This window comes from Amycolatopsis stemonae (assembly GCF_054781455.1).
Genome location: NZ_BAAGUJ010000004.1, coordinates 382,677 through 395,172, shown reverse-complemented (window position 1 = coordinate 395,172; position 12,496 = coordinate 382,677). Strand labels below are relative to the sequence as shown.

Annotated in this window: 11 protein-coding genes; 4 read left to right on the top strand and 7 right to left on the bottom strand. The window is 71.9% G+C overall.

The genetic code is table 11. From position 1 onward, the window contains the following. Genes rhaI through ACYVLJ_RS17605 form a run of 6 tightly spaced genes read right to left on the bottom strand, consistent with a single transcriptional unit; the run spans position 1 to position 6,108 of the window. Positions 1 to 1,164 (bottom strand): L-rhamnose isomerase, encoded by a 1,164-nt coding sequence (gene rhaI, locus ACYVLJ_RS17630; RefSeq protein ID WP_451973098.1) that lies wholly within the window; start codon positions 1,162 to 1,164, stop codon positions 1 to 3. Further along, positions 1,161 to 1,496, bottom strand: a complete 336-nt coding sequence (locus ACYVLJ_RS17625; RefSeq protein WP_460439400.1) for an L-rhamnose mutarotase — start codon at positions 1,494 to 1,496, stop codon at positions 1,161 to 1,163. The genes rhaI and ACYVLJ_RS17625 overlap by 4 nt, the downstream gene beginning before the upstream one ends. Beyond that, a complete protein-coding gene (gene rhaS, locus ACYVLJ_RS17620) occupies positions 1,496 to 2,557 on the bottom strand; it encodes a rhamnose ABC transporter substrate-binding protein (RefSeq protein ID WP_451973102.1) in 1,062 nt (353 codons plus the stop codon). Before rhaS ends, ACYVLJ_RS17625 begins: the two co-directional genes overlap by 1 nt. Positions 2,558 to 2,562: 5 nt before the next feature. Next, positions 2,563 to 3,561: an ABC transporter permease gene (locus ACYVLJ_RS17615; protein WP_460439399.1), complete on the bottom strand. Its 999-nt coding sequence runs from the start codon at positions 3,559 to 3,561 to the stop codon at positions 2,563 to 2,565. Continuing rightward, positions 3,554 to 4,594, bottom strand: coding sequence for an ABC transporter permease (locus tag ACYVLJ_RS17610; RefSeq protein ID WP_460439398.1), 1,041 nt, complete (start codon positions 4,592 to 4,594; stop codon positions 3,554 to 3,556). Before ACYVLJ_RS17610 ends, ACYVLJ_RS17615 begins: the two co-directional genes overlap by 8 nt. Next, positions 4,591 to 6,108: a sugar ABC transporter ATP-binding protein gene (locus tag ACYVLJ_RS17605; RefSeq protein WP_460439397.1), complete on the bottom strand. Its 1,518-nt coding sequence runs from the start codon at positions 6,106 to 6,108 to the stop codon at positions 4,591 to 4,593. Before ACYVLJ_RS17605 ends, ACYVLJ_RS17610 begins: the two co-directional genes overlap by 4 nt. 150 nt (positions 6,109 to 6,258) lie before the next feature. On the opposite strand from ACYVLJ_RS17605, the gene ACYVLJ_RS17600 reads away from it, so the two are divergent. Both ACYVLJ_RS17600 and ACYVLJ_RS17595 read left to right on the top strand, forming a co-directional pair. After that, the gene (locus ACYVLJ_RS17600; protein WP_460439396.1) at positions 6,259 to 7,293 is read left to right on the top strand and encodes a LacI family DNA-binding transcriptional regulator; all 1,035 of its coding nucleotides are present in this window, start codon (positions 6,259 to 6,261) and stop codon (positions 7,291 to 7,293) included. Positions 7,294 to 7,378: 85 nt separating this feature from the next. After that, the gene (locus ACYVLJ_RS17595) at positions 7,379 to 9,781 is read left to right on the top strand and encodes a glycoside hydrolase family 2 protein (RefSeq protein ID WP_460439395.1); all 2,403 of its coding nucleotides are present in this window, start codon (positions 7,379 to 7,381) and stop codon (positions 9,779 to 9,781) included. A 1-nt stretch (position 9,782) separates the two neighbouring features. Here ACYVLJ_RS17595 and ACYVLJ_RS17590 read toward each other — a convergent pair whose 3' ends face one another. Next, complete coding sequence (locus ACYVLJ_RS17590) at positions 9,783 to 10,145, bottom strand: DUF488 domain-containing protein (RefSeq protein WP_460439394.1); 363 nt, start codon at positions 10,143 to 10,145, stop codon at positions 9,783 to 9,785. A gap of 56 nt (positions 10,146 to 10,201) precedes the next feature. Here ACYVLJ_RS17590 and ACYVLJ_RS17585 point away from each other — a divergent pair, with 56 nt between their 5' ends. Both ACYVLJ_RS17585 and ACYVLJ_RS17580 read left to right on the top strand, forming a co-directional pair. Continuing rightward, a complete protein-coding gene (locus ACYVLJ_RS17585) occupies positions 10,202 to 10,792 on the top strand; it encodes a hypothetical protein (protein WP_460439393.1) in 591 nt (196 codons plus the stop codon). Positions 10,793 to 10,870: 78 nt separating this feature from the next. Beyond that, positions 10,871 to 12,436 (top strand): acyl-CoA synthetase, encoded by a 1,566-nt coding sequence (locus tag ACYVLJ_RS17580; RefSeq protein WP_460439392.1) that lies wholly within the window; start codon positions 10,871 to 10,873, stop codon positions 12,434 to 12,436. Positions 12,437 to 12,496: the final 60 nt, after the last annotated feature.

The following is a 12,496-nucleotide window of genomic DNA, read 5'->3' as shown; positions in this document are numbered from 1 at the left end:
TCATGCTCCCCATCCGGCCTGCGTGCCGCCGGCCCGCTCGGCCACGATCTTTTCCTGGTACCCGCTGCGGTGGTAGGCCGCGACGGGGTCCGGGTCGAGCCCGGCATCCTCGCGCAGCTCGGCCAGCAGCGGCCGGACGTCGGTGTTGTAGGCGTCCATCAGCACGGCGTTCGCGCCGAGCACGTCACCCGACTGCTGGGCGGTGCGCAACGCGGGCCGGTCGACGAGCAGTGCCTTGGCCGTGGCCTCCTGGACGTTCATCACCGACCGGATGATCGCCGGGATCTTGGCCTCGATGTTGTGGCACTGGTCGAGCATGAACGCGATGCCGTACGCCGGGTCCAGCGCGTCACCGCGGACGATCTCGTACATGATCCGGAACAGCTGGAACGGGTCCGCCGCGCCGACCATCAGGTCGTCGTCGGCGTAGAAGCGGGAGTTGAAGTCGAACGCGCCGAGCTTCCCGGCCCGCAGCAGGAACGCCACGATGAACTCGATGTTCGTGCCGGGGGCATGGTGGCCGGTGTCGATGCACACGGTCGCCCGCTCCCCCAGCTCGAGGCAGTGCGCGTACGACGTGCCCCAGTCCGGGACGTCGGTGGCGTAGAAAGCCGGCTCGAAGAGCTTGTACTCCAGCAGCATCCGCTGGTCCGGACCGAGCCGGTCGTAGGTCTCCTTCAGCGCCGCGGCCAGCCGGTCCTGGCGGTCCCGCAGGTCGTCCTGGCCCGGATAGTTGATGCCGTCGGAGAACCACAGCTTGAGGTCGCGCGAGCCCGTGGCGTCCATGATGGAGATCGCCTCGAGGAGGTGGTCGGTCGCCTTGCGGCGGATCCCGGCGTCCGGGTTGGTCACCGAGCCGAGCTTGTAGTCCTCGTCCTGGAAGACGTTGGTGTTGATCGCGCCGATCTCGACACCCTGGTCCCGCGCGTAGGCGGTCAGGGCGCCGTAGTCGTCGACGCGGTCCCACGGGATGTGCAGCGCGACGCTGGGTGCCACGCCGGTGAAGCGGTGCACGGTCGCGGCGTCGGCGATCTTCTCCTCGGGGGTCCGTGGCACGCCCGCCTGCGGGAACACCTTGAAGCGCGTGCCCGAGTTCGCGTACGCCCACGACGGCGTCTCGATGCGCTGGGCCCGCAGAGCCGCTTTGACATCCACAGGGATCACCGTCCTTCCCGGACGTCGAGGTGGAAGACCTCGCCGAGCAGCCGGACCCCTTCGTCCGGCCGGCCGCCGTCGAGGCCGGTGAAGAACTCCGCCATCTCCGCCTGCCAGCGGCGGTTGACCTCGGTGCGGGCCATCGCCGCCTGCGCGACCGCGAGGTCGTCGGCCTCGACGTAGCCGACCAGTAGCCCGTCGTCGCGCAGGAACAGCGAATAGTTGCGCCAGCCGGAGTCGTGCAGGGCCTGCCGCATCTCGGGCCACACCGCCCGGTGCCGCTCGGCGTACTCGGCACGCCGGTCGGGCTTCACCTGGAGGCAGAAGCAGTACCGTGGCATCAGAAGTTGAACTTGTCGATGTTGTTCGCGTCGAACGTCGTCGGCGGGCCGAGGACGATCTCGCCGTTTGCGCCGATCGTGTAGTCGCCGAGCTTGCCCGCCTTGAACTTCTCGCCTTCCTTGCCGGTGATCTGACCGGACTTGAGGGCGACGCCCGCGTAGGCGGCGAGGTAGCCGATGTCGGCCGGGTTCCACAGGGCGAACTGCTTGACCGTGCCGTCCTTGACGAAGGCGCGCATCTGGTTCGGCGTGCCCAGGCCGGTCACCGCGACCTTGCCCTTGTAGCTCGACGAACTGACGTACCGCGCGGCGGCCGCGATGCCGACCGTGGTCGGCGAGACGATCACCTTGAGGTTCGGGAACGACTGCAGCAGGCCCTGGGCCTCCTGGAACGACTTCTGGTCGTCGTCGTTGCCGTAGGCGATCTTGTCGAGCTTCAGGCCGGCGTACTCCGGCTTCGCCAGTTCCTTCTTGAGGACGTCGATCCAGGCGTTCTGGTTGGTGGCGTTCGGCGTCGCCGACAGCACCGCGATCTCGCCGGACCCGCCGGAGAGGTCCTTGGCCTGCTTGGCCAGCGCCTCGCCGATGCCCTGGGTGGTGGCCTGGTTGATGAAGACGTCTCGGCAGTCCTTGGCCGCGTCGGAGTCGAAGGCGACGACCTTGATGCCGGCGCTGCGGGCCTGGTTGAGCGACGGGCACACGGCGTTCGGGTCGTTCGCGGCGATGCCGATGACGTCCTGCTGCTGCTGGATCAGCGTGTTGATGTAGCTGACCTGCGAGGACGCGCTGGCGTCGTTCGGGCCGACCAGCTTGTACTCGCCCTTCAGCTCGGCCAGCGCGTCCTTGCCGCCGCTGACCTCGATGTCGCTGTAGGGGTTGTTGAGCTGCTTGGGCAGGAACGCCATCTTGACGCCCTGCGCGGCGGCGGCGTTGGGGTTCGCCGTCGCCGTGGACTGCTGCGCGCCGGAGCCGCTGCTGTCGTTCTTGGTCGTGCCGCCGCAGGCGGCCAGCACGAGCACCAGCCCGGCCGACACTGCGCCGGTGAGGAACCGTCGGGACATCTTCGTCACCTTTCCGGGGATACCGCTTGCCTGCGGCGCCGCACTGAGTTGCGGGCCGAGGACACGATGTTGGGCAGCAGGACCGACACGATCAGCAGCACGCCGGTCACGATGTTGAGCGCCTCGTTCGAGACGTCCTGCAGGCGCAGGGCGTTCTGCAACGACGCCAGCAGGACCACCCCGGCGAGCACGCCGGGCAGCGTGCCCTTGCCGCCGAAGATGGACACGCCGCCGAGCAGCACGGCGGCCACGACGGCCAGTTCGAGGCCGAAGCCGTTGTCGGCGCGGGCACTGGAGTAGCGCAGGGTCCAGAGGATCCCGGCGAGCCCGGCGACCGCGCCGCTCACGACGTACAGCCAGAACTTCAGCCGTCCGGTGCGGATCCCGGCGAACCGGGCCGCCTGCTCGCCCGCGCCGGCCGCGAACACGCCGCGCCCGACCGGCGTCGCGTGCAGCACGACGCCGAAGACCAGCGCCACCACGGCCAGCGGGACGAGCACGTTCGGGATCGGGCCGTCGCCGAGGGTCCCGGTGACCCAGGACGTGTAGGCGCGCGGGAAGTCGGCGACCGCGCCGTCGCCGAGGACGACGAACGCCAGCCCGCGGTACAGCGCGAGCGTGCCGATCGTGACGGCCAGCGAGGGCAGCTTCAGCACGGTGACGAAGAAGCCGTTCAACGCACCGAGGACCGCGCCCAGCACGATGCAGAGCGGGATGATCGTCTCGATCGACAGCCCCGCGTCCCACAGCGAACCCATCACCGCGGACGTCAGCCCGAGCGTGCTCGCCACCGAGAGGTCGATCTCGCCGGTGACGATGACGAACGTCATCGGCAGCGCGACCAAGGCGATCGGCAGCAGGTCGAGCAGCAGGAAGGTGAAGTTGCGGCTGGTGCCGAAGTTCTCGACGGCCCCGGAGGCGACGATCAGGACGATCACCGTCACCAGGACGACCGCGGCGTCCCAGCTGAGCAGCCGGGAGAACCGGCTCCCGTGGTCAGACATGGGCGTCCCTCTTCTTCAGTGCCTTGGCGACCCGGACCGCGACGAGCCGGTCGGCGCCGATGGCCAGCAGGATCAGCGCGCCGACGATCGCCTGCTGCCAGAACTGGTTGATGTCGAGCACGGCCAGGGCGCTGCCGATGACCGTCAGCAGCAGGGCGCCGAGGCCGGCACCCCAGACCGAGCCGCTGCCGCCGAACACCGCGACCCCGCCGACGACGGCGGCCGCGACGACGTTCAGCTCGTAGCCGGTGCCGGCGGCCGCGTCCACGGTGCCGAAGCGCGCGGCGAACAGGACCCCCGCCAGGCCGGCGAGCGCGCCGCTGACCAGGAACGCCGCGGTGGTGTTGCGGCCGACCCGGATGCCGGCGAGCTTCGCCGCCTGCGGGCTCGACCCCATCGCGTACAGCTCGCGCCCGGCCGGGTAGCTGCGCAGCACGACGCCCGCGACGACCAGCACCAGCAGCGCGATCAGCACCAGCCACGGCACGCCGAGCAGCGACGACGTGCCGAAGTCGAGGAACGACGCGGGCAGCTTGTCGGCGTTGATCTGCTGGCCGCCCGCCCAGAAGTAGCTGACCCCGCGGTAGGCGTAGAGCGTGCCGAGGGTGACGACCAGCGCGGGCACCTGGCCGAACCGCACCAGGGCGCCGTTGAGCAGCCCGCACACCGCGCCGACGGCCAGGCCGGCCAGCACCGCGACGACCACCGGCAGGCCCGGGTGGTCCTTCATCAGCGTGCCGACCGCGAACGCGGCGAGGCCCAGCACGGACCCCACCGAGAGGTCGATGTTGCGGGTGATCATCACGATCGCCTGCCCGACGGCCAGCACCGCGAGGATCGCCGTGCCGAGCAGGATGTCGCGGACGCTCTGCCCGGACAGGAACCGCGAGTTCTGCGTCGCGGTGAACGCGACGAGCACGATCAGCGCGAGCACGATGCCGGATTCGCGGGCCTTGAACACGTTCGCGGTCCACGACGGTCGCGTCGGGACGGCCGGCTTCCCCGCCACGGGGGCCTCCTTGGTCACGGTCATGCGGCGGCTCCCTGCCCCATCGCGGCGAACATGACGGCGTCTTCGGTCGCGTCGGCCCGCGGCAGCTCGGCGACGAGCCGGCCCTCCCGCATGACGAGCACGCGGTCGGCCATGCCGAGCACCTCCGGCAGTTCCGACGACACCATCACGATCGCGACGCCCTCGGCGGCCAGCGCCGACATCAGCCGGTGCACCTCGGCCTTCGTGCCGACGTCGATGCCGCGCGTCGGCTCGTCCACGATCAGCACCTTCGGCGCCATCGCCAGCCACTTCGCGAGCACGACCTTCTGCTGGTTGCCGCCGGAAAGGGTGCCGACGGGGTCGCCGAGGCGGCGGTACTTGGTGCGCAGGCGCCCGGTCCAGTGCCGTGCTTCCCGGCGTTCGCCCGCGCCGGTCAGGAAGCCGAGCTTCGCCAGCGCGCGCGACCGCGGCAGCGTCACGTTCCGCTCGATCGAGAGGTCCATGATCAGGCCCTGCTGCCGCCGGTCTTCGGGGACCAGCGCCATGCCCGCGGCCATCGCGGCCCGCGACGAATGCGCCTTGAGCTTCTTGCCGCCGACTTTCACGACTCCGGCGTCCCGTTCGTCGACGCCGAAGACGGCCTGGACGACTTCCGAGCGCCCGGACCCGACGAGCCCGGCGAAGGCGACGATCTCGCCCGCGCGCACCGAGAAGGAGATGTCGCGGAAGACGCCTTCGCGGGCCAGCCCGGCGACCTCGAGGACCACCGCGCCCGGCTCGACGTCCTGCTTGGGGAACAGCGCGTCCAGGTCGCGGCCGACCATGCGCTTGACCATGTCGTCGACCGTGACGTCTTCGAGCGGGTCGGTGGAGACGTGCTTGCCGTCGCGCATGATCGTCACGCGCTGGCACAGCTCGGTGATCTCCTCGAAGCGGTGCGAAATGAACATGATCGCGGCGCCTTCTTCGCGCAGCGTCCGGGCGACGGTGAAGAGCCGCTCGACCTCGACGCGGCTCAGCGCGGCGGTCGGCTCGTCCATCACCAGCACGCGGGCGTCCGCGCTGAGCGCCTTGGCGATCTCGACGATCTGCTGGTCGGCGATGGACAACCCGCGGGCGGGCCGGGCCGGGTCGATCCGCACGCCCAGCCGGGCGAAGAGGCGTTCGGCCTCGGCGCGGATCGCCGTCCGGTCGATCCGGCCCAGGCTCTTGCGCGGGTGGCGGCCCATCACGATGTTCTCCGCGACCGAAAGGTCCGGGAACAGCGTGGGCTCCTGGTAGATCACCGCGATGCCGGCCGCCTTCGCGTCGGCGGGAGAGCCGAACGAGACGGGCTCGCCCTGCAGCAGCAGCGTCCCGTCGTCGGGCCGGTGCACCCCGGCGAGCATCTTGACGATCGTGGACTTGCCGGCGCCGTTCTCCCCGACCAGCGCGTGGGCCTCCCCGGCGTGCAGGCCGAAGCTCACGCCCGCCACCGCCGCCACCGCGCCGAACGACTTGGTCACGCCGCGCACCTCCAGCAGAGGGGCCCGGCCCGGGTCCTGCCGCGTCATCGCGACCTCCGGATTGAAAGGTTTCACAAATCTGGTGCGGTGACGCTACTATGCGGTCGGAGAGCAAGTCAATGAATCCGGCGAACCGTGGCCAAACGGCTTCTGGACCGGGCAGGTCGTGGTGATGTTACGTTTCAAAGGGGGACGAGCATGACGGTCCAGGAGTCCGGCACCGAGCCCAGAACGGCGGGCATGAAGGACGTCGCGGCCGCCGCGGGCGTCTCCCTCGGCACGGTGTCCAACGTGCTCAACCGCCCCGACCGCGTCAGCCCCGCCACCCGCGCGAAGGTCGAAGCCGCGATGGCCGAACTGCGGTTCGTGCGCAACGAGTCCGCGCGCCAGCTGCGGGCCGGGCGCAGCCGCGTGCTCGCGTACGTGATGCTCGACGGCAGCAACCCCTTCTTCACCGATGTCGCGGCCGGCATGGAAGACGCCGCCGACGCGGGCGATCTCTCGCTGTTCCTCTGCAACAGCGCCCACCAGCCCGCGCGGGAAGCGGCCTACCTCGGCCGCCTCGAACAGCAGCGGGTGCAGGGCATCCTCATCACGCCGGTCGACCCGGACGCGCCCCTGCTGCACGAGATCGCGCTGCGCGGCACGCCCGTGGTGGTCGTCGACCGGACGCCCGGCGGCACCACGCACTGCTCGGTCGCGGTGGACGACGTCTACGGCGGCGAGATCGCCGTGCGGCACCTGATCGAGCAGGGCCACGACCGGATCGCGTTCATCGGCAACCACACGACCGTCGGCCAGGTCCGCGACCGCCGGCTCGGCGCGTTGCGGGCCCTTCGCGCGGCGGGACTCGACGCCGGCCGGCTGGTCGACCTCACCACGACGGCCCTGACCGTGGCCGACGGCCGCGGCGCGGGTGAGCGGCTGGCCGGGCTGCCGGCATCGGTCCGCCCGACGGCGGCGTTCTGCGCGAACGACCTGGTCGCTCTCGGCCTGCTCCAGACGTGCGCGAACCTGCGCATGCGCGTCCCGGCGGACCTGGCGATCGTCGGCTACGACGACATCGAGTTCGCGGCGGCGGCCGCCGTCCCGCTGACGTCGGTCCGCCAGCCCCGGCGGCGCCTGGGCCGCACGGCCGCCGAGCTGCTGCTGGCCGAGGCCGAGCCGGGCCACGAACACCGGCAGGTCGTCTTCACGCCCGAGCTGGTGGTCCGCGCCTCGACGTTGCGCTGAGCCCGAGCCAACCGTTTGATCGTCTGTGACGTCTTACCCTTCGGGAGCGATTTCCCGGTCGGGACGGCGAACACGGAGGTCGTGGATGGCGGCAGGGAAGCCCCGGTTGTCGCGGCGCGAGTTCCTCGTCGCCGGCGGCGCCGCGCTGACCGGTGCCGTCGTCTTCGGCGGTGCCGCCGGCTCGGCCGGGCTCGGCGAGCCGGACCCGGACGCCGTGCGGCTGGGCGATTTCTGGCTGTTCGGCCGGTACGAGGACGGCGCCGCCGAACTCGGCTACGACGAAACCGACCTGTCCCCGGTGCAGCTCCCCCACTGCGTGACGCCGCTTTCCTGGACCGGCTGGCAGCCGTCGTCGTGGCAGGAGCAGTGGATCTACCGCAAGCACTTCACGGTCTCCCCCGCGATGACCACCGAACGCGTGCGCGCCCGCTTCGAGGGCGTCATGACGAGCGCGGCGGTGTACCTCAACGGCGGCCTCGTCACGGCGCACGACGGTGGCTACCTGCCCTTCGAGGTCGAGCTGCCGCAGGTCACGGCGGGCGACAACGTGCTGGCCGTGGTCGTCGACGGGCGCTGGCAGCTCGACGTCCCGCCGAACCTGCCGCGCAGCGAGGGCCCGTCGGTGATCGACTTCTACCAGCCCGCCGGGATCTACCGCGCCGCCTCGATCGGCACCGTGCCGCGGACCCGGCTGTCCGACGTCTTCGCCCGGCCCGTCGACGTCCTCTCCCCCGGCCGCTCGCTGCACCTGACGTGCGAGCTCGACACGACCGTCGCGCTCGGCGAACCGGTGCAGGTGACCGCGTCGGTGCGCCAGGCCGGCCGGGAGCTGGCCCGCGGCAGCGCCGAGGTCCCGCCGATGGCGGTCGGGACCAGGACCGTCGAGTTCGACGTCGGCGGGCTCGGCGCGGTCCGGCTGTGGGACGTCGACGACCCGGCGCTCTGCGACGTCGTGGTCGGCATCCGGTCCGGGCCGCGGGCACTCGACCAGCAGACCGTGCGGATCGGCTTCCGCGAAGCCCGGTTCACCCCGGACGGCTTCTTCCTCAACGGGCGGCGGCTGAAGCTCTTCGGCCTCAACCGCCACCAGTGGTACCCGTTCGCCGGCGGGGCGCTGCCGGACCGCGTCCAGCGGCGCGACGCCGAGATCCTGCGCCGCGAGCTGAACTGCACCATGGTCCGCTGCTCGCACTACCCGCAGTCGAGCGCGTTCCTCGACGCGTGCGACGAGCTCGGACTGCTGGTGTGGGAGGAGATCCCCGGCTGGGGCCGCGTCGGCGACGCGCCGTGGCAGCAGCGGAACCTGCGCGACGTCGAGGCGATGGTCGTGCGCGACCGCAACCACCCGAGCATCGTCGTGTGGGGCACGCGGGTGAACGAAGCCGCCGGGACCACGGACATGTACCTGAAGACCGGGCGGCTGGCGCGGCAGCTGGACCCGTCGCGCCCGACGAGCGGGGCGCTGGCCAGCACCACCGGCGCGCGGCTGGCCCTGCCGCCGGGCACCGACGAGCAGGTCCTGGCCTACAACGACTACACCGCCCGGCGCGGCGCGCCCTTTCAGCTGCGCCCGCCGCGCGCGGGTGTCCCGTACCTGGTCACGGAGTCGATCGGGACGCTGGCCGGGGTCCGCGCCTACCGCCGGACGGATCCGCCGTCGACCCAGCACCTGCAGGCCGAGCTGCACGCGAAGGCCCACGACCTGGCCGCGGCCGACGACCGCTACTGCGGTTTGCTCGCCTGGTGCGCCTTCGACTACCCGTCGGGCTGGCAGCGCTCGCTGGGCGGGTCGAAGTTCGCCGGGGTGTCGGACATCTTCCGGATCCCCAAGCCCGCGGCGGCGTTCTACGCCTCGCAGGGCGACCCGCTCGTCCGGGCGGTCGTCGAGCCGGGCTTCGCGTGGGACTTCACCACCCAGCCCACCGGGCCCGGGCGGGACGCGACGATCTGGTCGAACTGCGACCGGCTCCTGCTGTTCCTCGACGACCGGCCCGCCGGCGAGGCCCGCAGCCGCCGCGCCGACTTCCCGCACCTGCGGTACCCGCCGTTCGCCGCCGACCTGACCGTGCCGCGCGGGCGGCGTCCACAGCTGCGGATCGACGGCTACGCGGGCGGCCGGCTGGTCGTCTCGCGGCGTTTCAGCGGTGACCGGAGCCGCGACGTGCTGAGCTGCGTCCCGGACGACACGCAGCTGCGCTCCGACGGCGGCGACGCCACGCGGGTGGTCGTGTCCGCGCTGGACCGCTTCGGGACGCTGCGCGCGGGAGCGACCGGCGCGGTGACGCTGACGCTGACCGGGTCCGGTGAGCTGGTCGGCGACCCGGCGCTGGACCTGGGCGCGACCGGCGGCGGCGCGGCGGTGTGGGTGCGGCCGTTCGCCGGGCCACCGGGGACGCTCACGCTGACCGCCCGGCACGACACGCTCGGCACGGCCACGGCGACGATCACCACGACCGCAAGCGGGACCGAACGCGGGTCCCGCTCGTGACTCACCCTTCGCCGGTGAGCACGCCCGCCAGCACGGCGGCCTGGCTGATCGGCGGCGAGCCGCTGGCCGTCAGCAGCGTCACCGGGCCGCCTGCGGCCAGTTCCCGCAGCCGCTCCAGCGCGGCCACGCGATCCGGCTCCCGCAGCTCCGAGCGGTACCGCTCGGCGAACTCGGCGAAGCGCTCGGGATCGTGGCCGTACCAGGTGCGCAGCTCGTCGGACGGCGCCAGCGCGCGGTACCAGCCGTCCAGGACGACCGTCCGGGACGTGCCGCGCGGCCAGACCCGTTCGACGAGCACGCGGACGCCGTCGGCGGGCCCGGCCGGGTCGGCCAGCCGCGCCACCCGGACGACCGTCGGCTGCATGCGCGCATTCTGCGGCGCGCCCGGCCGATCCGCCACTCCGGAAGGCCGGTGACCTGGTGCGCAACCGCGTGACACCCACCGGGGAGATCGTCGACGTCCCCCTGCGCGGCGCGTGGACGGGCAACCGGGGCGTGCTGCACCGCGGCCACGAGATCGTCCGCTTCCACGGCGGCGACCTGTGGATCACCTGCGTGCTCGCGTTCAAGGGCCGGTGGCGCGAGCAGTGGCTCCCGAACCGCTACACGCACCTGTACTTCCACGACGAAGCCGTCTCGTTCGCCGCCGGGCACCGGCCCTGCGGCGAGTGCCGTCATGCCGCGTACACGGCCTACCGCGACGCCTGGCCGGGCCGTCCGTCGGCGACCGCGATGAACCGGCGGCTGCACGCCGAGCGCCTGGTCCGCGGCACCCACGAACGCCGGCTCCACGAGCTGCCGTGGGCCGGCCTCCCGGACGGCGCCTTCGTCCTCCGCGGCCCGCACCCCGAGGTCGTCGTCGACGAGCACCTGACGGAGTGGACGCCCGCGGGCTACGGCCGCAAGCAGCGGCTGCCCACGGCAGGGACCGTCCCGGTGCTCACGCCCCCGGCCACGATCGCCGTCCTTCGCGCGGGCTACCCGGTGCAGATCGACGCGGGCGCCCGCTGACCGGCCCCCGTTCGTGCCCCGAGAGCGACGGCGAACAGGACTGTTGCACGTCGCGTCGCCACCGCCGAGACTGCCGGGATGGACCAGCACCTCGTCGACCGGGCCCGGCAGCACGCCCTCGGTGACCTCCTCCGCCGCACCGCGCTGCGGCTGCCCGGCAAGCTCGCCGTCGTCGACGGGACCGAGCGGCTCACCTTCGCCGAGTTCGAAGCCGCCGCCAACCGGTGCGCCCACGCCCTCGCCGCACGCGGGCTGCGCAAGGGTGACCGGCTCGCGCTGCTGAGCCACAACTGCTGGCAGTACGGTGCCCTCGCCTTCGCCACGGCCAAGCTCGGCGTGCTCCTCGTGCCGGTCAACTTCATGCTCGGCGCCGACGAAATCGCCTACATCCTTCGCCACGCCGAAGTGAAGGCCTTCCTCGCCGAGGACGCCCTCGAACCCACCGCCGCCAAGGCGCTCGAGCTGGCCGGCCGGCCCGACGTCGTGCGCGGGCGCATCGGCGCGGACGGCGAATGGGAGGACGTCGCCCCCTGGCTGTCCGAAGGGGACTCGACGGCGCCGGACGTCCTCGTCGCCGACGACGACCCGCTGCGGATCATGTACACCTCCGGCACCGAGTCGCGGCCGAAGGGCGTGCTGCTGTCGAGCCGGTCGCTCATCGCGCAGTACGTCTCCTGCGTGGTCGACGGCGGCATGAGCGCCGACGACGTCGAGGTGCATTCGCTGCCGCTGTACCACTGCGCGCAGCTCGACTGCTTCTTCTCCGTCGACGTGTACCTCGGCGCGACCAGCGTGATCCTGCCCGGCCCGGACCCCGCGAAGCTGCTCGCGGCCGTCGAACGCGAGCGCGCCACGAAACTGTTCGCGCCGCCGACGGTGTGGATCTCCCTGCTGCGCCACGAAAACTTCGACCGGACCGACCTCTCCAGCCTGCGCAAGGGGTACTACGGCGCGTCCGCGATGCCGGTCGAGGTGCTGCGCGAGCTGCGCCGACGGCTGCCGGACGTCGACCTCTGGAACTTCTACGGCCAGACCGAGATGGCGCCGCTGGCGACGATCCTGCGCCCGCACGAGCAGCTCGAGCGCGCCGGGTCGGCCGGGCGCGCGTCGCTCAACGTCGAGACCCGGATCGTCGACGACGAGGACAACCCGGTCGCGCCCGGGACGGTCGGCGAGATCGTGCACCGCAGCCCGCACGCCACCCTCGGATACTACCGCGACGAGGAAAAGACGGCGGAAGCCTTCCGCGCCGGCTGGTTCCACTCCGGCGACCTCGGGGTCGTCGACGAAGCCGGCTACCTGTCCGTCGTGGACCGGAAGAAGGACATGATCAAGACCGGCGGCGAGAACGTGGCGAGCCGCGAGGTCGAAGAGGCGCTGTACCTGCTCGACGGCGTCGCCGAGGTGGCCGTGTTCGGAATCGGCCATCCACACTGGATCGAAGCCGTGACCGCGGTCGTCGTGCCGCGGGAAGGCGTCACGCTCGACGCTGCGCGAGTGGTCGACCACGCAAAGGCACACCTCGCCGGTTACAAATGCCCGAAGTACGTCGTGTTCGCGGACCGCCTTCCCAAGAATCCGAGCGGTAAGATCGTCAAGCGGGAATTGCGGGAACGGCACAAGGGACTCGCGACCGAAGGCTGAGCAACCGAATTCTCCTTGCGGAGCACGGGAAACAGCGGATACCGCCGGGGCCGCACGACG